This is a genomic window from Chromobacterium amazonense (assembly GCF_001855565.1).
GTDB classification, from domain to species: Bacteria; Pseudomonadota; Gammaproteobacteria; order Burkholderiales; family Chromobacteriaceae; genus Chromobacterium; species Chromobacterium amazonense.
Map to the genome: position 1 here is coordinate 222,988 of NZ_MKCR01000002.1, position 20,766 is coordinate 243,753.

Here is a 20,766-nt window from a genome sequence, read left to right on the forward strand (position 1 = left end):
TACTAGGTCTTTATAGCAAATCTCAAAAATTAGATAGCCCTCTCCGTCATGACAATGGATCGGCCATTTGTTATGCTGCCGCATCTGGTCAGACCAATCATCCCTGCCATGGCCTATCCGAAAGTCACCCTGCCCAAGCTGTCCGACGTGATCGTGCAGCAATTGGAAAAACGCATACTCGACGGCGTGCTAAAACCGGGCGACCGCCTGCCGCCGGAGCGGCAACTGGCCGACGAGTTCGGCGTGTCTCGCCCCTCCTTGCGCGAGGCGATACAGCAGCTGGTATCGCGCGGCCTGCTGTCCAGCCGCCAGGGCGGCGGCACCTGGGTGACGGACCGCCTGGAAACCGCGTTTTCCGACCCCTGGGAAGCCTTGCTGAATCAGCACCAGGAATTGCACGACGATGTGCTGGAGTTCCGCCGCGTATTGGAAGGCACGGTGGCGCGCTGCGCCGCCAGCCGCGCCACCACGGCGGACCTGGAACGGCTGCAGCACTGCGTGGACCGACTGCAGCAGGCCTATCGCGGCGGCAATCTGGCCGAGCAGGCGCAGGCCGACGTGGCGTTCCACCAAGCCGTGGCCGAGGCTTCGCATAATGTGCTGTTCGCCCACTTGTCCGGCAGCCTGCTGGCCATGCTGCAACGGCACGTCAAGGACAATATCGCCAATCTGTTCGCTGTCGGCGAAGTGGCCGAGGCGCTGCGCGCGCAGCACCTTGCTATCTGGCAAGCGATACGCGACCGCCAGCCGGACGCCGCGCAACGGGCGGCGGAACGGCATATCGACTTTGTCGCCGATACCTTGCAAAACCAGCAGCTTCTGGCCGAGCGCGACGCCCGCGCCCGCATGCGGCTGCAACAGGACATTTCCGGCCGCTGAAATGAAAAAGGCCGCGCCGTCTCGCGACGGCGCGGCCAAAATTCGCCAGGCGCGGCTTAGCCCTGGCGGCTCATCAGCCAATCGACGTAACGATTGACGCCCTCGCTGACCGACAGCATCGCGTCGCGATAGCCGGCTTCGCGCAGCTTGGCGATGTCCGCCTCGGTGAAGCTCTGGTACTTGCCCTTCAGCGCGTCCGGGAACGGAATGTACTCGACGATGCCCTGCTGCACCATCTCGGCCAAGGTCAGCGCCGGCTTGCCCTCGTGGCGGCGGCAGGCATTGACGGTGGCCTCGGCCACGTCGTTGAACGGCTGCGAACGGCCGCTGCCCAGATTGTAGATGCCGCTCTTGCCCGGATTGTCCAGGAAGAACAGGTTGACCTTGACCACGTCCTCGACCGAAACGAAATCGCGGCTTTGCATGCCGTCGCCCCAGCCATCCCAGCCGCCGAACAGCTTGACCTTGCCGTGCTCGCGGTACTGATTGAAGTGATGGAAAGCGACCGAAGCCATGCGGCCCTTGTGCTGCTCGCTCGGGCCGTAGACATTGAAATAGCGGAACCCCACAGCCTGCGCGGACAGGCCTTCCTTGATGCGGCGGCGCAGCACCTGGTCGAACAGGAACTTGGAGTAGCCGTAGACATTCAGCGGACCTTCGTATTCCCGCTGCTCCTGGAACACGGTGCCCTTGCCGTAGGTGGCGGCGCTGGAGGCGTACAGGAACTGGATTTCCTCGTGCTGACAGTAATCGAACAAGGCCAGCGTGTACTGATAGTTGTTGTCCATCATGTACTTGCCGTCATGGTTCATCGTATCGGAGCACGCGCCCTGATGCAGAATGGCAGTCAATTCGCCCTCGTACTCGCCATCCAGCAGCAGGTGCAGAAACTCGTGCTTGTCGAGGTAATGGCTGATCTCGCAATCGACCAGATTATGGAATTTGTCGCCGCTGGAAAGATTATCCACGGCGATGATGTCGGTGATGCCGCGCTGGTTCAGCCCCTTGACCAGGTTGGAACCGATGAAGCCGGCAGCGCCGGTGACGACTATGGTCATGTCTTGATCCTTGTTCGGCAACGGACTGCTAGGTCCGAAAATGTATGGGTTCAAAAGCCGGCGCCGGGCTGCGCCAGATACGCCAGCTCCGCCGCCGTGCTGGCCCGGCCCAAAGCGGCGTTGCGATGCGGAAAACGGCCATGCTCGGCAATCACATCATGATGGCGTCGCGCGTAATCCAAATAGCCGCCATCCTGCACTTGCGGCTCCAAGGCGGTAAACAGCCTGACAGACAGCTGCTGGTCCGCAAGATCCTCGCTATGCTCGAACGGCAGATAAAAAAACACGCGCGCCACCGGGGGCACCTGCATGTCCAGCCCACGCTCCAGCGCCAAACGGGCGCCATCGCGCGCCTTGGCATCGGAGGCGAAAGCCCTGCCCTCGCCACGGAAAAGATTGCGCGGAAACTGGTCTGCGACGATCAGCCAAGCCAGCGCGGCGCGGGCATCTTCGACGTCGATGGCCAGCTCTCCGGCATGCAGCCGCTGCCAGCTGTCGAGAAAGTGGCGGCGAATGGCGGCGTCGAACACCTCGTCCTTGGCGAACCACGCGCCGCGCCGGGCATTCAGGCTGGCATCGTCGACGCCGCCAAACCAGAACTGCAATACCGCGTCCACCTGCTCCGTCGTCAACTTCGCCATCGTCGCCTCTTGATGATTCATCAGTCGCTCGCTACAGAGCCAGCAGCTCCTGTTGCGTGCATACCGCGGTGCCAAGCTTGCCCACCACCACGCCGGCGGCGGCATTGGCCAGGCTCATCGCCACCGGCAGCGTCAAGCCGGCGGCCAGCGCCAGGCCCAGCGTGCCGATCACCGTATCGCCGGCGCCGGACACATCGTATACCTCGCGCGCCAAGGTCGGCTGGTGCAGCGCGCCTTCGGCGCGGAACAGCGTCATGCCTTCCTCGCTGCGCGTCACCAGCAGGGCATCCAGATTCAGCTCCTCGCGCAAATCCTGCGCCTTGCGAGTCAGCGTGTCCTCGTCGCGCCAGCTGCCGGCCACCTGCCGGAACTCGCTGCGGTTCGGCGTCAGTAAGGTGGCGCCGGCGTACTTGCTGTAATCGTCGCCTTTGGGGTCGATCAGCACCGGCTTGCCGGCCGCGCGCGCCAGACGGATCATCTCCTCGACATGCGTCAGGCCGCCCTTGCCGTAATCCGACAGGATCACCACATCATGTTCGCCCACGATATCGGCGAACTCCTGCAGTTTGTCGGCCAGGATTTCATGGCTGGGCGCGTCTTCGAAATCCAGCCGGATAAGCTGCTGCTGGCGCGCCACCACCCGCAGCTTCACCGTGGTGGAGATATTGGCGTCGCGTTTGAGCGAAGTGGCGATGCCGTCACGCACCAATAGCGCCTCCAGCGCGTTGGCCGCCTCGTCGTCGCCGACCACTGACAGAATGCTGGCCTTGCCGCCTAGCCCGGCGATATTGCGCGCCACATTGGCCGCGCCGCCGGCCCGCTCCTCGCTGCGCGCGATCTTGGCCACCGGCACCGGCGCTTCCGGCGAAATCCGCGATACGTCACCGAACCAATAGCGGTCCAGCATCACGTCGCCTACCACCAAAACACGGGCCGCCGCCAGTTTTTCAGCCAGCATGGCGGCGTTCAGCCCCAGATCTTGCATCACACCCATGATTCTATCTTTCAGCGGCCGATGGCGTGGTATTCAAAGCCCTGCTCGCGCAGCCAGGCCGGATCGTACATATTGCGGCCGTCGAAGATCAGCGGCTGTTTCAGGCTATTGCGGATACGATTGAAGTTTGGCGCGCGGAACATCTTCCACTCGGTGACGATCAACAAGGCATCCGCGCCATCCAGCGCGCCCATCATATCGTCGGCAAACGACAAACCCGCGATGCCGCCCATGACGCGCTGCGCCTCGTGCGTAGCCACTGGATCGAAGGCGGTGACCTTGGCGCCGCGGCGAGCCAGCTCTTCCACCACCACGCGGCTCGGCGCTTCGCGCATATCGTCGGTATTGGGCTTGAACGCCAGGCCCCACAGCGCGAAGCGACGGCCGGACAAGTCTTCGCCGAAACGCGCCACGACTTTCTCCACCAGGCGCAGCTTCTGCACTTCATTGGCTTCTTCCACCGCGGTCAGCACGCGCAGCGTGTGGCCGTTTTCCTTGGCCGTCTGCACCAGCGCCTTGACGTCCTTCGGGAAGCAGGAACCGCCGTAACCGACGCCGGGATATAGGAAGTGGTAGCCGATGCGCGGGTCGGAGCCCATGCCCAGACGCACCTGCTCGATATCCGCGCCCATGGTTTCCGCCAGATTGGCCAACTCGTTCATGAAGGAAATACGGGTAGCAAGCATCGCGTTGGCCGCGTACTTGGTCAGCTCCGCCGAGCGCACGTCCATCAGCAGCACGCGCTCATGGTTGCGCTGGAACGGTTTGTACAGGCGAGCCATGATCTCGGCGGCGCGCTCGTCGTCAACGCCGATCACCACGCGATCGGGACGCATGAAATCGTCGATCGCCGCGCCTTCCTTCAGGAATTCGGGGTTGGACACCACGCTGAAAGGGATATCGGCGCCGCGCGCCGCCAGCTCTTCGGCGATGGCCGCGCGCACCTTGTCGGCGGTGCCCACCGGCACGGTGGATTTGTCCACCACCACGCGGTAGTCAGTCATGTGGCGGGCGATGCTGCGCGCCGCGGCCAGCACGTATTGCAAATCGGCCGAGCCATCCTCGTCCGGCGGCGTGCCGACGGCGATGAACTGCACATCGCCGAACGCGACCGATTCCGCCACGTCGGTAGTGAAATGCAAGCGGCCAGCCGCGACATTGCGCTTCACCATGTCTTCCAAACCGGGTTCGAAAATCGGAATGCCGCCGTTTTGCAGAATCTCGATCTTGCGCGGATCCACATCCAGGCAGCAGACGTGATAACCGGTCTCAGCCAGGCAGGTGCCAGTCACCAGGCCCACATAGCCCGAACCAATGACAGTGATTTTCATGATTTCTTAGCCTGAAAAATATCGTGATTGATGGCGCGCAGGGTAGCCAGCGGATCTTGCGCGCCGGTGATGGCGCGGCCAATCACCAGGTAGTCGGAGCCGGCCTCCAAGGCCGCCAGCGGAGTCATGACGCGGCGCTGGTCGTCGTTGGCGCCATCGGCCAGCCGAATCCCCGGCGTGACCAGTTTGAAATCTTGCCCCAGCGTTTGCTTCAGCATCTTGGCTTCCTGCGCCGAACACACCACGCCGTCCAGGCCGCAATCTCGGGTCAGCGTGGCCAGCCGCAGCACATGCTGCTCCGGCGTGGCGTCAATGCCGATCCCAACCAGGTCAGACGCCTCCATGCTGGTCAGCACCGTCACCGCGATCAACAGCGGGCGCTGGCTGAAGCCCGCCAGCGCTTCGCGCGCGGCCTCCATCATGCGGCGGCCGCCCGAAGCATGGACATTGACCATCCATACGCCGGAATCGGCGGCTGCCTTGCAAGCCTGGGCCACCGTATTGGGGATGTCGTGGAATTTCATGTCCAGAAAGACTTGAAACCCGCGCGCCGCCAACGATTCGACCAGGCTGCGCCCGCTGGAGGTAAACAGTTCCTTGCCCACTTTCAAGCGGCATTCGGCAGGGTCCAGCTTGCTGGCGAAGGCCAAAGCTTCGGCGGCGTCGGCGAAGTCCAGCGCCACCACAACCGGAGAAACGTCGCGCGCGTCCGCGCTTGCAATCAAAGGATTCATCGATGCTCCATTATTTATTCTATTCCGCGCGCCCGGTCTCCGCAGACGGCGCGGCACGTCAATCCGCATCAGGCTTCCGAGCGATTGGCGGTAAAGCTTTCCCACTCGCCGCAGGCAGGGCAATGCCAGAAGAAGGCGCGGGAGCGGAAGTTGCAGCACTTGCAGCGATGCACGCTGAGTCGCTGTGAGTGCTTCAGCAGCAAGGCGCGCGCCACTTCGGCATCCATCCGGCCTTCCGGCGACAACTCGTCCATCTGCGCTTCTATCATCCGGTATACGCCGGCCAAGCTGGGCCGCGCGTGAACCGCTTCGCGCACGCCTTCCAAAGCCTTGGCCTCGCCCTCGTAGGTGGCGATTTTCTGGTACAAGAGATCGGTCAGTTCCAACTGCGGGAACGTGCGCTGGTAGCCACGCAGCAATGCGATGCCTTCCAGCGGCCTGCCCTGCTTCTCGTAGGCGTCGAACAGCCGCTCGGCGGCCATCGACAAGTATTCATAGTTCTGCTTCTCTATGCTTTGCCAGGCGGCGATCGCGGCATCGAGATTGCCCTCGGCGAACTCGATGTCGCCCAGGATCAGGCTGGCGCGCACGCATTTGCGGTTGGCTGCGATGGCCTCGGCCACATACTGACGGGCCAACCCGTGATGCGACTGGTACAACTCGCCCTGGGCCAGCTCGCAATAGAATTGCGCCACTTCATGCTGGAACGAGTGGGCGTCGCTGCGCAATTCGCGAGCGGTTTCGATGGCCTTTTTCCAGTCGCGGTCTTGCTGATAAATATCCAACAGCTGCCGCCGCGCTGCCAGCGCCATATTGCCGTTCAGCAACTTCAGCAGAATCTCCTCGGCGCGGTCGACCAGACCGGCTTTGCGGAAGTCCTGCGCCAGCTCGTTGCGCACCAGATCGCGCTGTTCGCTCGGCAGGTCGGAGGAATCCAGCATCTGCTGATGCAAACGGATGGCGCGGTCATTCTCGCCGCGCTTGCGGTACAACTTGCCCAGGACATGCTGTAACTCCAAAGCCGAACCTTGCTGACGCGCCACCTCGGCCAGCGCCTGGGCCGCGACATCGGTCTTGTCTTCGACCAGCGCGTCCAAACCGCGAAAATAGGCAATCGGCACCGACTTCGCCTGCTTCAGCACGGTGCGCATATCGACGCGCGCGGCAAACCAGCCGAGTCCGAAAAAGGCCGGAAACAGCAGCAGCCACCACAAATCAAGTTCCAACAGCAATCCTTTCGGGATAAGAAATCCAGGCCGGCTGGGCGGCCCGGGAGACAAGCTCAATCAGCCAGCGCGTCGCTGGGGTCATTGACAGTCTTGCGGGCAGGCGGGCGATTGCGGAGCTCTTTTTTCAGCTGAGACAGCTCGCGGCGGTTTTTCAGGTAGAAGCTGAAGGTAGCCAGCAAGCCCACGATCGCGCCGGCCACGAAGAACAGCAGCAGGAACACGATGAGCGGCGCCGACCAGGATTGGCCGAAGAACAATTTAAATTCGACCGCATGGCTGTTCTGCACGGTGACGGCGATCAACAGCAGCAACAGCGCCAGTTCGACGATACGCAACAAATATCGCATGGATTCGCTCAATGAGTTTGCCGGAGTGCAATTTTAAACGATAGCCGGCCACAACCCAAGCCCGGACACGCAAAACGAAAAAAGCGCCGCATGATGCGGCGCTTTTCAGCATAAAACCGGGAAACTGCGCTCAGACCTCGGTCTGCTCAGCGATGGAAAGATCCACACGCTCGCGCAGTTCCTTGCCGGCCTTGAAATGAGGCACGTATTTCTCAGGAACCGAGACACTGGTGCCCGACTTGGGGTTGCGGCCGACACGCGGCGGACGGTAGTTCAGGTCGAAGCTACCGAAGCCGCGGATTTCGATCCGGCTGCCCTGCGCCAGGTTGTTGGCCATCGCGTCCAGAATGGTCTTGACGGCCAACTCAGCATCTTTGTAGACCAACTGAGAATTGCGCTCGGCGAGTCTCTCGGACAGCCTCGCGATCAGCTCAGATTTGGTCATGACGCGATTACTCGTTGGAACCGGACAGTTTTGCCTTCAGCAGAGCACCCAGGTTGGTGGTGCCAGCGGAAGCGCTGTCAACGGACAGGTTCTTCAGAGCGGCGCTGTCTTCTTGAGCGTCCTTAGCCTTGATGGACAGGCTGATGTTGCGGGACTTGCGATCCACGGCAACGATCACAGCCTCGACTGCATCGCCATCCTTCAGGATGGAGCGAGCGTCTTCCACGCGGTCGCGGGACAGTTCGGAAGCGCGCAGGTAGCCTTCAACGTCGGTATCCAGAGCGATCACGGCACCCTTGGCGTCAACGGACTTAACAGTGCCCTTGACCAGCGCGCCCTTGTCGTTCATGGCAACGAAGTTGTTGAACGGATCGCCTTCCAGTTGCTTGATGCCCAGGGAGATGCGCTCTTTTTCCACGTCGATGGACAGAACAACGGCTTCAACCTCGTCGCCCTTCTTGAACTTGCGCACGGCTTCTTCGCCAGCTTCGTTCCAGGACAGGTCGGACAGGTGAACCAAGCCGTCGATGCCGCCCGGCAGGCCAACGAACACGCCGAAGTCGGTGATGGACTTGATCGCGCCCTTCAGCTTGTCGCCCTTGTGGAAGTTGTCGGCAAACTCGTTCCACGGGTTGGCCAGGCACTGCTTCATGCCCAGGGAGATGCGACGACGGTCTTCGTCGATTTCCAGGATCATGACTTCCACTTCGTCGCCAACTTGAACCACCTTGGACGGGTGTACGTTCTTGTTGGTCCAGTCCATTTCGGACACGTGCACCAGGCCTTCGATGCCTTGTTCGATTTCGACGAACGCGCCGTAGTCGGTCAGGTTGGTCACCTTGCCGAACAGACGGGTGCCGGACGGGTAGCGGCGGGACAGGCCCACCCACGGATCTTCGCCCAGTTGCTTCAGGCCCAGGGATACGCGGTTCTTCTCTTGGTCGAACTTCAGTACCTTGGCTTCCACTTCGTCGCCCACGGCCAGAACTTCGGACGGGTGCTTCACGCGGCGCCATGCCAGGTCGGTGATGTGCAGCAGGCCATCGATGCCGCCCAGGTCGACGAACGCACCGTAGTCGGTGATGTTCTTGACGATACCCTTGATGACTGCGCCCTCTTTCAGGGTTTCCAGCAGAGCCTTGCGCTCTTCGCCCAGGGTTTCTTCCAGCACGGAGCGGCGGGAAACCACGACGTTGTTGCGCTTGCGATCCAGCTTGATAACCTTGAACTCGATCTGCTTGTTTTCGTACGGGGTGGTGTCTTTCACCGGACGCACGTCAACCAGGGAGCCCGGCAGGAAGGCGCGGATGCCGTTGACCATGACGGTCAGGCCGCCCTTGACCTTGCCGCTGATCAGGCCGGACAGGATGGTGCCGGCTTCCAGCGCTTCTTCCAGCTCAACCCAAGCGGCCATGCGCTTGGCTTTTTCGCGGGACAGCTTGGTCTCGCCGAAGCCGTTTTCCAGCGCGTCGATGGCGACGGTAACGAAGTCGCCGATGGCAACTTCGACCACGCCTTGGTCGTTCTTGAACTCTTCGGCCGGAATCAGGGATTCGGACTTCAGGCCGGCGTTCACGGTTACAAAGTTGGAATCAACAGCCACAACTTCGGCAGTGATCACTTCGCCCACGCGCATGTCGTGCAGGGTCAAGCTTTCTTCGAACAGCTGGGCAAAGTTTTCCATGGAGAGGGTAGTCATCAAGCGTACTCTCGGTTGCACGCCTCACGGCGTGCGGGGTTAGGGTTGAACACACGGCCGCTTTTGCATTGCAGCAAAAACGGCCGCTAAAAAAATCAATGGCCGGAAACCTGTCTTTCCTCGAACCACACAAGGACCATGTCGACCGCCTGGTCTATGGTCAGCTCCGTGGTATCGAGCAAAAAGGCGTCCGGCTCCCGGCGCAGAGGCGCTACCGGCCGGGCGGCATCGCGCGCGTCCCGATCGATAATGTCTTGCATAATCTGTGCGAGATTAGCAGATTCCCCCTTGCCGATCAACTGCTTATAACGACGTTGCGCCCGCTCTTCGGCGCTGGCCGTCAAAAATATCTTCAGCGCGGCGTCCGGAAACACCACCGACCCCATGTCGCGGCCATCGGTCACCAGCCCCGGCGCCTGCCGGAAATCGCGCTGGCGCTGCAATAGCGCGGCGCGCACCTTGGGCAGTGCGCCCACCTTGGACGCGCCGATGCCGATCTCCTCGGCGCGGATATCCGCGCTGGCATCGTTGCCTTCCAGCCACACCGCGCCATCGGAGAACTCCACCGGCAAAGCGATGGCCGCCTCGGCCAGTTCCGATTCATTGTCCCAGGCGATGCCATGGCGACTCGCAAACAAAGCCAGCAGGCGGTACAGCGAGCCGGAATCGAGGTAATGAAATGCGAGGCGCGCGGCAACCTCAGCCGCCACCGTACCCTTGCCGGAGGCGGAAGGACCGTCGATGGTTATCACCGGAACTGTCATGACAATCTGAATCCTGTGTGCAATCTTGATGAAGCCGTCACCCCAAACACAAACGAGCAGACGGCCAAACCACGCATTGTAACCCAAGCAGCCGCCATAGAGCGGCCGGAATGCCGGCCGGCGATTGCGCGCAGCCCGCGCGGGCGGTTACAGTGTTCGCTTACTCCGTCCACAGCGCACGACTTCAAAACAATGGAACAACTGCATCTTTCCCCACGTCCCCGTCTTAGCGGCGTCATCAAGCTTCCCGGCTCCAAGAGCATTTCCAACCGCACGCTGCTGCTGGCGGCACTGTCGGGCGGCAGCACGCTGGTGCGCGACCTGCTGGATTCGGATGATATCCGCCACATGCTGGCGGCCTTGAAGCTGCTGGGCGTGAAGATAGAACAGCAGGGCGACAGCCGCGATTTCCGCGTGCACGGCTGCGGCGGCGCTTTCCCGGTAAAAAACGCCGACTTGTTCCTCGGCAACGCCGGCACCGCCTTCCGCCCGCTGACCGCCGCGCTGGCGCTGATGAACGGCCATTACCAGCTGTCCGGCGTGCCGCGCATGCACGAACGGCCGATCGGCGATCTGGTGGACGCCTTGAACGCCGCCGGCGCCCGCATCCAATACCTGGCCCAGCCCGGCTTCCCGCCGCTGGCGGTCGAGCCGGCGCAGGTGCGCTGCGCCGAGCCCATCCGCGTCAAGGGCGATGTTTCCAGCCAGTTTCTCACCGCCTTGCTGATGGCGCTGCCGCTGACCGGCGAGCAAGCCGTCATCGAAGTGGCGGGAGAGCTGATTTCCAAGCCGTACATCGAAATCACGCTGAACCTGATGGCGCGCTTTGGCGTGGCGGTACAGCGCGAAGGCTGGCAGCGCTTCGTCATCGCCGGCGGCCAGCATTACATCTCGCCGGGCGAAGTTTACGTCGAAGGCGACGCCTCCAGCGCGTCTTACTTTCTGGCGGCCGGCGCGCTGGCCGGCGGACCCATCCGGGTGGAAGGCGTCGGCTCGTCCAGCATTCAAGGCGACGTGCGCTTCGCCGAATCGCTGGAGCAGATGGGCGCATCGATCAAGCGCGGCGACAACTGGATAGAAGCCCAGGCCGCCGGCAAGCTCAAGGCGATCGATCTGGACTGCAACCATATTCCGGATGCGGCGATGACGCTGGCGGTGGCCGCGCTGGCCGCCGACGGCACCACCACGCTGCGCAACATCGCCAGCTGGCGGGTGAAGGAAACCGATCGCCTGGCCGCCATGGCGACAGAACTGCGCAAGGCGGGCGCCGTGGTGGAAGAAGGTCTGGACTATATCCGCGTCACGCCGCCGGCCGAGCTGACGCCGAACGCCGAGATCGACACCTACGACGACCACCGGATGGCGATGTGCTTCTCCCTGGTCTCGCTGCTGGGCGCGCCCGTCATCATCAACGATCCGAAATGCGTAGCCAAGACTTTCCCCGATTACTTCGAGGCACTGGCCGCGCTGCAGGCGCAATAATCACAATATATTGATGATTTAATCGATAGACTCCACAATATACGCCCCACAAAGGAGTCTATCGATGAGCGATCTGTTCCAGATGCGCCGCGATTTCATGCGGCGCTTCGACCTCCCCTCCCCCCCCCGCCCCGAATTCCAGCCCGCGCAGTTGGCGATGTGGCAGACCATGCTGGACGAAGAGCTGGACGAACTGCGCCAGGCACTGGCCGATTATCGTTCCCTGCCCGAACAATCCCCCGAGCAGCAATTGCAAAGCCGCGCCGAACTGGCCGCCGAGGCGGTGGACGTGCTCAATGTGGTATGCGGGCTGCTGCTGTCGCAAGGACTGCCGCTGGAAGCGATGTGCGAAGCGATACACGAGGCCAATCTGCGCAAATGCGTGGACGGCAAGGTGGCGCGCCGCGCCGACGGCAAGGTGCTGAAGCCAGAAGGCTGGCAGCCGGCTGACAAGCTGGGCGTGATCCGGCGCGCCGAAAGCGGCGCGGCCTGAACCAATCCATTTGAGTTGAGTTAAGTCCAATTTAAGATTGGCGCGCTATGCTGACCCTATCTTCCACCTAGACAGGAGTCGACATGCTGCGCAATTCCGAGCTGAGCTACGGCCGCGTCGCCCGCGCCTTGCACTGGCTGTGCGCGCTGGCCGTGATACTGGCGCTGGTCTTCATCGAGCTGAAAGGCAATTTCCCCAAAGGCGACCCGGTCCGCAGCGGCCTGAGCTACGGCCACATCCAGGCCGGCCTGATCGTCCTGCTGCTGGTCATCCCGCGGCTGGCCTGGCGGCTGGGCAACCCGCCACCGGCGATCGACCCCGCGCCGAGCGCCCTGATGAAGCTGCTGGCCCATGCCGGCCACTGGGCGCTGTACGCGCTGATGCTGGCCCTGCCCATTCTGGGCATCGCCTTCATCCAGGCAGGCGGCCGCGAGGTGGCATTCTTCGGACTGGCTCTGCCCCAGCTGCTGTCGCCCGACCCAGCCCTGGGCAAGCAATTGAAGAACATCCATGAACTGCTGGGCAATGTCTTGCTGTGGCTGAGCATCCTGCACGCCGCCGCCGCGGTCTGGCACCATGCCGTAGTCAAGGACAACACCGTCACCCGTCTGATCGGCCCCTTGCGCTGAAGCTCAAGCACGCGCAAGGCTGGAGCCGCGCGCCACCAGCCGGCCGGCCAGCACCACCTTGCGTGGCGGCCGCTCCGGCTGCCGCAGCCGCTCCAGCAGCATTTCCATCGCCACTCGACCGATCTCCTCCACCGGCTGCTCGATCACCGTCATGCCCGGCTCGGCCAATTCCATCCAGCTATCGTTGTCGAAACCGGCCAGCGCCAGCCGCTGCGGCACGGCCACGCCAGCGGCGCGCACCGCCTTGGCCGCGCCCAGCAGCAACAGGCCGTTGCTGGCGACCAGCGCTTCCGGCGCCGTCTCCTCCGGCAGCCATGCCGCCAGCTCGGCCTGGGCCGCCGCGGCGCTAGGCGCGACAAAGCGCGCCGCCACCGGCAGCCCCGCTCGCTGCAGGGCCTCGGCGAAGCCGGCATGGCGCTCCGCCCCGGTGCTGCTGGTATTGCCGAACAAGCCGCCGATGCGGCGATAGCCGCGCTCCAGCAGATGTTCCACCAACTGCGCCGCCGCCAGCCGGTTATCCAGCAGCACCGCGTCGCAGCGGGCCGCCGCGCCGGCGCGGTCTATCATCACCACCGGGAAACCCAGCTCGGCCGTATCCAGCGCATCGGCCGTGGCGCGGGTGGCGGCGAAGATCACCCCGCTCACCCGCTCCTCCTGCATCAGCCTGAGGTACATCGCCTCCTTGTCCGGGTTCTCGTCGGTATTGCACAAAATCACCCGCATCCCGGCGCGATAGGCCACATCCTCCACCGCGCGGCCCACCGCGGTGAAGAACGGATTGCAGATGTCCGACACGATCAAGCCGACGGTGCGGGTGTGCTGCGAGCGCAAACGGCGCGCGGAAAGATTGGGCCGATAGCCGCACTGGGCGACCGCCGCCTCCACCTTGGCGCGCAAGGCCGGGCTGACCGGCCCATTGCCCAGCGCGCGCGATACGGTGGCCACGGATACGCCGGCCAACAGGGCCACATCCTTGATGCTGGTAGTCATGGCATGAGAAAACGTTTTCAATCGATAGCCGCGATGCTGCACCAGTCCTGCAGCGCTGGCAAGTCGGCCATGATCTTGGATTTGCAAAAACCCTTTATTTTTCAGACCTAGGTCAAACTCTCTGGATTGACAGTCGGAATGTAATCGTTTTCAATGCCAGCCATATCCAGTCCCCGAACGAGGCCCACCGTGTCCGACGCCCTGCTCAATCCGCAACTGATCCGCCTGGGCTGCCGCCCCGCCAGCAAGGAGGCCGCCATTCGCGAGGCCGGCCAGATGCTGGCCGACGCCGGCTGCATCGCCCCCGACTACCTAGACAGCCTGCTCAGACGCGAAGCGGTGGCCAATACCTATCTGGGCAATGGCATCGCCATCCCGCACGGCATGGTGGAAGACCGCGCGCTGGTGCTGCGCACCGGCATCGCCATTCTGCAAATCCCGGACGGACTGGAATGGAACCCCGGCCAGCGCACGCATCTGTTGTGCGCCATCGCCGCCCGTTCCGACGACCACCTGGCCATGCTGCGCCAGCTGACCCGGCTGCTGCAAGACGAGGCCAAGCTGCTGCCGCTCTTCGTCACCCAGGACAGCAACGACCTGATCGCCGCGCTGCACCAGCCGGAGGACAATCTACCGCCGGACGCCGAGGCCCACGATCTGGATGTGCGCGAGGAGTGGCGGCTGGACTACCCCAATGGCCTGCACGCCCGCCCGGCCGCGCTATGGGTGGACGCGGCGCGGCGCAGCCCGGCCCAGCTGCAAGTGCGCCACGGCAATGCCACGGCCGACGCCAAGAATCTGATCTCGCTGCTGCAACTGGGCCTGCGCCAGGGCGACCTGGTCGCCGTGTCCGGCCGCGGCCCGCAGGCCGAAGACGGCGTGCGCCAATTGCTGAGGGCGATGCGCGAGGCGAGCTTGTCGGAACAGACCGCCGCCGCCATCGCCGCCCAACGCGCCGCGGCGCAGCGCCCGCGCGCCGGCTGGCAGCCCGCGGGGCCATTGATCTCGCTGCCCGGCATCGCCGCCAGCCCCGGCCTGGCCATCGGCACCGTGCGCGTCCTGGCCAGCCAGCAGCTGCAAGTGCCGGATCGGCCGATCAGCCTGGCCGAGGGCGGCGACCGGCTGCACGAGGCCTTGGCCGCCACCCGGCGCCAGCTGTCGCAACTGGCCGACGCCACCCAGGCCACGCTGGGCGCGGCGGAGGCCGGCATCTTCCGCGCCCAGTCCGAGCTGCTGAACGACACCGATCTGATCACCCTGAGCTGCCAGTTGATGGTGGCCGGCCACGGCGTGGAATGGGCCTGGCACCAGGCGGTGGAACGATTGGCGGAAAAAATCTCCGCCCTGGGCAATCCGCTGCTGGCCGCCCGCGCCGCCGACTTGCGCGACGTCGGCCGCCGCGTGCTGTTCCAGCTGGACCCATCGCTGCAAGGCCACGCGCCGGCCGAATTCGGCGCGGACACCCTGCTGCTGGCCGCCGATCTGGCGCCGTCGGACACCGCCAGCCTGGACCTGTCCCGCATCAAGGGCCTGGCCACCGCCCACGGCGGCCCCACCGCCCATACCGCCATCCTGGCGCGCACGCTGGGCCTGCCCGCCTTAGTCGCCGCCGGGCCGGCCTTGCTGGACGTGGCCGACGGCAGCTCGGCCATCCTGGACGGCGACAGCGGCCGGCTGTACCTTAACCCAGGCGAAGCCGATCTCGCTTCCGCCCGGGCCTGGCAGCAACAGCAGCGCGAAGCGCGCGAGAAACAACAGGCGGAACGACAGCAGCCGGGCCAAACCGCCGACGGCAAGCGCATCGAGATCGCCGCCAATATCAACCGGCCGGATCAGACTGCCGCCGCGCTGGAGGCCGGCGCCGAAGGCGTGGGCCTGATGCGCACCGAATTTCTGTTCCTGGAGCGCGACGCCGCGCCCAACGAGGAAGAACAGCTGCAGACCTACCAGGCGATGCAGCTGGCGCTGCAAGGCAGGCCGCTGATCGTGCGCGCGCTGGACATAGGCGGAGACAAGCAAGTGCCGCATCTGAACCTGCCGCGCGAGGACAATCCCTTCCTCGGCATGCGCGGCGCGCGGCTGCTGCTGGCCCGCCGCGAACTGCTGGAGCCGCAACTGCGCGCGCTGTACCGCGCCGCCAAAAACGGCAAACCGCTGTCCATCATGTTCCCGATGATCAGCTCGCTGAAGGAGATCACCCGCCTCAAGGGCATCTGCGAGAGCCTGCGCAAGGCGCTGGACGCGCCGCAAGTGCCCATCGGCATCATGGTGGAAGTGCCGGCCGCGGCCCTGTTGGCCGACCAACTGGCGCCCTACGTCGATTTCTTCTCCATCGGCACCAATGATCTGACTCAATACGCGCTGGCCATGGACCGCCAGCATCCGGAACTGGCGGCCGAGGCCGACAGCCTGCACCCGGCCGTATTGCGGCTGATCCGCCAGACCGTGCAGGGCGCCGCGGCGCACGGCCGATGGGTGGGGGTGTGCGGCGGCATCGCCGGCGATCCGCTGGGCGCGGCCGTGCTGACCGGCCTGGGCGTCAACGAGCTGTCGATGAGTCCGCACGATATCGCCGCAGTCAAAGCCATGCTGCGCCGCCATCACTACGTCCGGCTGCAGGACCTGGCCGAGCAGGCCCTGGCCTGCGACAGCGCCGACGAAGTGCGGCAATTGCTGGAGACGCTGGCATGAGCGGCGCTCTTCATACCGTCACCGCCAACCCGGCGCTGGATCAGACCGTCACGCTGGACGCCTTGAACATAGGCGCCGTCAATCTGGCGCGCGCCGCCGCGGTCAACGCCGGCGGCAAGGGGGTCAATGTGGCCAGCTGCCTGGCCGACTGGGGACTGCGCGTCTGCGCCCACGGCTTGCTGGGCCGCGACAACGCCGCGCCGTTCGAACAGCTATTCGCCGACAAGCGCATAGACGACCGCATGCTGCGCGTGGCCGGCGCGACGCGCACCAATATCAAGCTGGCCGACCTGAGCCGCGGCGACACCACCGACATCAACCTGCCCGGCCCCGCGGTCGGCGAGGCCGAGCTGGCGGCGCTGGCCGCGCGGCTGGCCGGCATCTCCGCAGGCGACATCGCGGTGCTGGCCGGCAGCCTGCCGCCCGGCCTGCCTGCCGACGCCTGGGCGCGGCTGTGCCGCCAACTGAAGCGGCAAGGCGCTTGGGTATTGCTGGACAGCAGCGGTCCCGCGCTAGCGGCCGCCTTAGCCAATCCCCCGCCAGCGCTGCCGGACTGCATCAAACCAAACCGCGAGGAACTGGAGCAATGGGCAGGCCGCGAACTGCCCGCGCTGAACGACGTCGCGCAGTGCGCGCAGGCTTTGCAAAAACTCGGCATCGATCGCGTCATCGTATCGCTGGGCGAACAAGGCGCCCTGCTGACAGACGGCCGGCAAACATTGCTGGCCAGTCTGCCGCCGCAGCGTCCCTTGAGCACGGTCGGCGCCGGCGACGCCTTGGTCGCCGGCCTCGCCGCCGCCCGCCACCAGGCGCTGGGCGCGGAAGACAGCCTGCGGCAGGCGGTAGCCTTCGCCGCCGCCAAACTGCAACGCGTCGGCCCTCACCTGCCGTCGCCGCAACATATCCAAGCGCTGGCCGCCGCCGTCAGCCTGAAAAAGCTCGAGGCGGCCTGAGGCCGCCCTATCGATAAAGGGGAGAGACATGAGCATCGTCGCCATCATCCGCTCCGGCGAACGCAGCACCCAGGCACGGCTTGCCGCCGAAGCGCTGCGCCAAGCCGCGCAAAAACACGGTCAAGGCATAGCGATTGAAATCGACGGCCACCCCGCCCTGGCTGCCGAGCAACTGACAGGCGCGCGCCAGGCGCTGCTGGTGGACAGCCCGGACGACGGCCGCTTCGGCCAACTGCCGGTCCGCCACGCCACACTGGACCAAGTGCTGGCCGATCCGGCTGCGCAACTGTCTGCCGCCGCATCTGACCCAGCGCTGAAAATCGTGGCCATCACCGGCTGCCCTACCGGCATCGCCCATACCTTCATGGCGGCGGAAGGCTTGACCCAGGCCGCCAAGGCCCTGGGACACGCCATCCGGGTGGAAACCCAGGGCTCGGTCGGCGCGCAGAGCGCCTTGACCGCCGACGAGATCGCCGCCGCCGATCTGGTAGTAATCGCCGCCGATACCCAGGTGCAACTGGACCGTTTCCAAGGCAAACGCCTGTTCAAGAGCGGCACCAAGGCCGCCATCGGCGACGGCAAGGCCCTGCTCCGCCGCGCCATAGCCGAGGCGCAACCATGGGGCGGGGCGAACAAGGCCGCAAGCCCCGCCAAAACAGCCGCGCCGGAAAAGTCCAAGGACGGCCCTTACCGCCACCTGATGACCGGCGTGTCCTTCATGCTGCCCTTCGTCACCGCCGGCGGCATCCTGATCGCGCTCGCCTTCGCCCTGGGCGGCATCTACGCCTTCGACGACGCGCACAAGGGCACGCTGGCCTGGTCGCTGTTCCAGATCGGCGCCAAGTCCGCCTTTGCGCTGATGGTGCCGATACTGGCGGGCTATATCGCCTACTCCGTCGCCGACCGGCCAGGCATCGCGCCCGGCATGGTCGGCGGCATGCTGGCCGCCAGCCTGGGCTCCGGCTTTCTCGGCGGCATCGTGGCCGGTTTCATCGCCGGCTACGGCACGCGCGAGCTGAATCGCCGCATCCAGCTCGGCCAGCATCTGGACGGGCTGAAACCGGTGCTGATTCTGCCGGTGCTGGGCTCGCTGCTGACCGGTCTGCTGATGATCTACGTGGTGGGCCAGCCGGTGGCCGCGCTGCTGTCGGCGCTGACCGACGCGCTGAAAGGCATGCAGGGCAGCAGCGCGCTGGCATTGGGCGCGCTGCTGGGCGCGATGATGGCCTTCGACATGGGCGGTCCGGTAAACAAGGCGGCTTATGCCTTCGCCACCGGTTTGATCGCCAGCCAGGTCTACACGCCGATGGCGGCGGTGATGGCCGCCGGCATGACGCCGCCGCTGGGCCTGGCTCTGGCCACCCGCCTGTTCCGCGACCGCTTCACCGTGGACGAGCAGGAAGCCGGCAAGGCGGCCGGCGTGCTGGGCCTCGCCTTCATCAGCGAAGGCGCCATCCCGTTCGCCGCGCGCGACCCGCTGCGGGTGATCCCTGCGCTGATGACCGGCTCCGCGCTGGCCGGGGCCATCTCCATGACCATGGGCGTGGAGCTGAAAGTGCCGCACGGCGGGGTGTTCGTCCTGCCCATCCCGAATGCGGTGGAGCATTTGCTGAGCTATTTGGTGGCGCTGGCCGCCGGCACCGCCGTCACCGCGCTGATGCTGCGGCTTCTGAAAAAGCCGGCAGCGCCGGCCTGAAGCAACGCCAGGCCGCGCATGCAATGCGGCGCTAAAACGCCGCATTGTTCATTGGCTGACCGGATACACGCCATCGCCGAACGGCGCGGCCCGGAACGCATCCAGCGCCTCGGCCTGCCGCGATAATTTATCCAGCCGCGGATAGGGCCCGCCCGGCACGATGTCCGGGACTACCTGCCGGCTGAAGTGCCAGGCCACAGCCGTCGACAGCAAAGACTGGTCCATGCTGTCGGCACGCAAGGTTTGCGGCACTTCCAGCTCTTGCTCCAGCGCGTCGAAGGCGGCCAACAATTGGCCGCCGATCCGGTCCAGCCAGGGCTGGTACACATTGCGCGCCGGCCGCAGCTGGCGCTCGTACAGCACCTGCACGCTCTTTTCGCAAGCCGCCAAGGCCAAGCCCACGCGGCGCCAGGCCGCCAGCCTGGCTCGCGGCTCCATCGGCATCAGGCTGCGCGAGGACAGCCCTTCCGCATATTCGAGAATCAGCGTCGAATCCATCAGGATGGTGCCGTCGTCGCACACCAGCGTGGGCGCCTTCACCACCGGATTGATCTCGTGAAAACGAGCGAAGCCGCTGAACACCGACACCGACTGATGTTCAAACGGCAACTCAAGCAATTGCAGCGAAATGGCGACGCGCCGCACGAACGGCGAATCCAGCATGCCTATCAGTTTCATGATTGTTCTCCAGCGTGGGAAGAAGAATCGGCGGCCGTCTACCGCGGGCCCGTCAATTCAGCACGCGGGGGATGAGCGTCAGACAAAGCTAACATCGGCTACCCAGGTGCGCGCCCGCCGCGCCAAGCGATCCGCCTCGCTCTCACCGTCGAACGACACATCCAGCGCGTCGCTGATCGGCAGGCCGGGCGTTTCAAACGCATTGACGCTGACCACGGCGTACAGCCGGCCGTCGATTTCGCTGCTGACCAAGGGAACGACGCCGCAATCGGAGCAAATGTGAAAATCGGCAGTGCCGGTGCCGAAACGATACCGCGCCAGCCGCTGCGGCTGGCGCAACGCCACCGTCAAACGCGCGCCAGGGGACGCGGTCCACACGCCGCCATGCTTGCGGCAAAAGCCGCAGCCGCAACGACGGGCCGGGATGGCAATCCCATCCGGCCAATCCAGCTCAAAGGACAGGTTGCCGCAATGGCAGGCTCCATGGATTCGCATGCTCACTCCCCTAGTCGACGCCTCGCGCCATGCATACGTCAAGCATAACACCGGCCAGGGGCCACGCCACGCTAACGCTGCATCAGCGCCTTGCGCACATCCCGCGCGGCCTTCAGCGGCGTGCCGGAAAAATTGGTGGCAGCAAAGTGGCCCGCCTGGCGCGAGGCGGTGGACAGGGCCGCGCCGGAAGCACAGCCGACCTCCAGGGCTCGGCGCATCACGGCGATCGGCGCGGCGTCGCCGTCGGGCAGCTGCTGCTGCAGACTACGCCCCATTTCCAGCCACAACTTTTCGACCGCCAGCATCAGTTCGCGCTGGGTATCCGCCTGGGCCTGCCATAAGGCGGCGCCGGCCAGCAGGCTGCCGTCCACGCGGCGCTCCACCTCTCCTTTGGACATGGCGAAGCTCGGGGGCAGCGGCCACAGCCAGTGGCGATAGACTTCCTCCTGCGCCTCCAGCCAGCGCTTATGTCCGCTTTCCATCGCGCCGCAACAGCTTTCCACCGCATCGACCAGCAAGCTGACCATGGAACCTCCTC

21 protein-coding genes are annotated in these 20,766 nt (G+C 64.8%); 7 read left to right on the plus strand and 14 right to left on the minus strand.

Features of this window, described 5'->3' with window-relative positions; all coding sequences use genetic code 11:
* Positions 1-108 precede the first annotated feature (108 nt).
* The gene (locus BI343_RS01765) at positions 109-879 is read left to right on the plus strand and encodes an FCD domain-containing protein (protein ID WP_043622756.1); all 771 of its coding nucleotides are present in this window, start codon (positions 109-111) and stop codon (positions 877-879) included.
* 56 nt (positions 880-935) lie between these two features.
* Here the strand turns inward: BI343_RS01765 and rfaD are convergent, their stop codons facing one another.
* From rfaD to cmk, 10 genes are all read right to left on the minus strand, one after another.
* Positions 936-1,937 carry an ADP-glyceromanno-heptose 6-epimerase gene (rfaD, locus tag BI343_RS01770; protein WP_071108407.1) on the minus strand — a complete coding sequence of 334 codons (1,002 nt, stop codon included), beginning with the start codon at positions 1,935-1,937 and terminating at the stop codon, positions 936-938.
* Positions 1,938-1,987: 50 nt separating this feature from the next.
* Positions 1,988-2,578 (minus strand): DUF924 family protein, encoded by a 591-nt coding sequence (locus BI343_RS01775; protein ID WP_071108437.1) that lies wholly within the window; start codon positions 2,576-2,578, stop codon positions 1,988-1,990.
* Between the two features lie 31 nt (positions 2,579-2,609).
* Positions 2,610-3,572 carry a D-glycero-beta-D-manno-heptose-7-phosphate kinase gene (rfaE1, locus tag BI343_RS01780; protein ID WP_071108408.1) on the minus strand — a complete coding sequence of 321 codons (963 nt, stop codon included), beginning with the start codon at positions 3,570-3,572 and terminating at the stop codon, positions 2,610-2,612.
* An 11-nt stretch (positions 3,573-3,583) separates the two neighbouring features.
* Positions 3,584-4,903 (minus strand): UDP-glucose dehydrogenase family protein, encoded by a 1,320-nt coding sequence (locus BI343_RS01785; protein WP_071108409.1) that lies wholly within the window; start codon positions 4,901-4,903, stop codon positions 3,584-3,586.
* Positions 4,900-5,637 (minus strand): orotidine-5'-phosphate decarboxylase, encoded by a 738-nt coding sequence (gene pyrF, locus BI343_RS01790; protein WP_071108410.1) that lies wholly within the window; start codon positions 5,635-5,637, stop codon positions 4,900-4,902. The genes BI343_RS01785 and pyrF overlap by 4 nt, the downstream gene beginning before the upstream one ends.
* A gap of 68 nt (positions 5,638-5,705) precedes the next feature.
* On the minus strand, positions 5,706-6,863 hold the full coding sequence (lapB, locus tag BI343_RS01795; protein ID WP_043622439.1) for a lipopolysaccharide assembly protein LapB: 1,158 nt from the start codon (positions 6,861-6,863) through the stop codon (positions 5,706-5,708).
* 56 nt (positions 6,864-6,919) lie between these two features.
* The gene (locus BI343_RS01800; RefSeq protein WP_043622750.1) at positions 6,920-7,213 is read right to left on the minus strand and encodes a LapA family protein; all 294 of its coding nucleotides are present in this window, start codon (positions 7,211-7,213) and stop codon (positions 6,920-6,922) included.
* A gap of 130 nt (positions 7,214-7,343) precedes the next feature.
* On the minus strand, positions 7,344-7,658 hold the full coding sequence (locus BI343_RS01805) for an integration host factor subunit beta (protein WP_043622437.1): 315 nt from the start codon (positions 7,656-7,658) through the stop codon (positions 7,344-7,346).
* 7 nt (positions 7,659-7,665) lie between these two features.
* Positions 7,666-9,357, minus strand: a complete 1,692-nt coding sequence (rpsA, locus tag BI343_RS01810; RefSeq protein ID WP_103316903.1) for a 30S ribosomal protein S1 — start codon at positions 9,355-9,357, stop codon at positions 7,666-7,668.
* A 95-nt stretch (positions 9,358-9,452) separates the two neighbouring features.
* A complete protein-coding gene (cmk, locus tag BI343_RS01815; RefSeq protein ID WP_071108411.1) occupies positions 9,453-10,121 on the minus strand; it encodes a (d)CMP kinase in 669 nt (222 codons plus the stop codon).
* A 192-nt stretch (positions 10,122-10,313) separates the two neighbouring features.
* On the opposite strand from cmk, the gene aroA reads away from it, so the two are divergent.
* The 3 genes from aroA (at position 10,314) to BI343_RS01830 (ending at position 12,725) form a co-directional block, all read left to right on the plus strand.
* Complete coding sequence (gene aroA, locus BI343_RS01820) at positions 10,314-11,603, plus strand: 3-phosphoshikimate 1-carboxyvinyltransferase (RefSeq protein ID WP_071108412.1); 1,290 nt, start codon at positions 10,314-10,316, stop codon at positions 11,601-11,603.
* Positions 11,604-11,667: 64 nt separating this feature from the next.
* The gene (locus tag BI343_RS01825; RefSeq protein WP_071108413.1) at positions 11,668-12,096 is read left to right on the plus strand and encodes a pyrophosphohydrolase domain-containing protein; all 429 of its coding nucleotides are present in this window, start codon (positions 11,668-11,670) and stop codon (positions 12,094-12,096) included.
* A gap of 83 nt (positions 12,097-12,179) precedes the next feature.
* Complete coding sequence (locus tag BI343_RS01830) at positions 12,180-12,725, plus strand: cytochrome b (protein ID WP_071108414.1); 546 nt, start codon at positions 12,180-12,182, stop codon at positions 12,723-12,725.
* A 3-nt stretch (positions 12,726-12,728) separates the two neighbouring features.
* On the opposite strand, the gene BI343_RS01835 is transcribed toward BI343_RS01830, so the two are convergent.
* Complete coding sequence (locus BI343_RS01835; RefSeq protein WP_071108415.1) at positions 12,729-13,715, minus strand: LacI family DNA-binding transcriptional regulator; 987 nt, start codon at positions 13,713-13,715, stop codon at positions 12,729-12,731.
* Positions 13,716-13,904: 189 nt separating this feature from the next.
* On the opposite strand from BI343_RS01835, the gene ptsP reads away from it, so the two are divergent.
* The 3 genes from ptsP to BI343_RS01850 are packed head-to-tail and all read left to right on the plus strand — an operon-like array spanning position 13,905 to position 19,055.
* Positions 13,905-16,406 (plus strand): phosphoenolpyruvate--protein phosphotransferase, encoded by a 2,502-nt coding sequence (gene ptsP / locus BI343_RS01840; protein WP_071108416.1) that lies wholly within the window; start codon positions 13,905-13,907, stop codon positions 16,404-16,406.
* Positions 16,403-17,359 (plus strand): 1-phosphofructokinase, encoded by a 957-nt coding sequence (pfkB, locus tag BI343_RS01845; protein WP_071108417.1) that lies wholly within the window; start codon positions 16,403-16,405, stop codon positions 17,357-17,359. Before ptsP ends, pfkB begins: the two co-directional genes overlap by 4 nt.
* 28 nt (positions 17,360-17,387) lie before the next feature.
* The gene (locus tag BI343_RS01850; RefSeq protein ID WP_071108418.1) at positions 17,388-19,055 is read left to right on the plus strand and encodes a PTS fructose transporter subunit IIC; all 1,668 of its coding nucleotides are present in this window, start codon (positions 17,388-17,390) and stop codon (positions 19,053-19,055) included.
* A 48-nt stretch (positions 19,056-19,103) separates the two neighbouring features.
* On the opposite strand, the gene BI343_RS01855 is transcribed toward BI343_RS01850, so the two are convergent.
* From BI343_RS01855 to BI343_RS01865, 3 genes are all read right to left on the minus strand, one after another.
* Positions 19,104-19,733, minus strand: coding sequence for a glutathione S-transferase (locus tag BI343_RS01855; RefSeq protein WP_071108419.1), 630 nt, complete (start codon positions 19,731-19,733; stop codon positions 19,104-19,106).
* A gap of 78 nt (positions 19,734-19,811) precedes the next feature.
* On the minus strand, positions 19,812-20,228 hold the full coding sequence (locus BI343_RS01860; RefSeq protein ID WP_071108420.1) for a GFA family protein: 417 nt from the start codon (positions 20,226-20,228) through the stop codon (positions 19,812-19,814).
* Positions 20,229-20,299: 71 nt separating this feature from the next.
* Positions 20,300-20,755 (minus strand): hypothetical protein, encoded by a 456-nt coding sequence (locus BI343_RS01865; protein ID WP_071108421.1) that lies wholly within the window; start codon positions 20,753-20,755, stop codon positions 20,300-20,302.
* Positions 20,756-20,766: the final 11 nt, after the last annotated feature.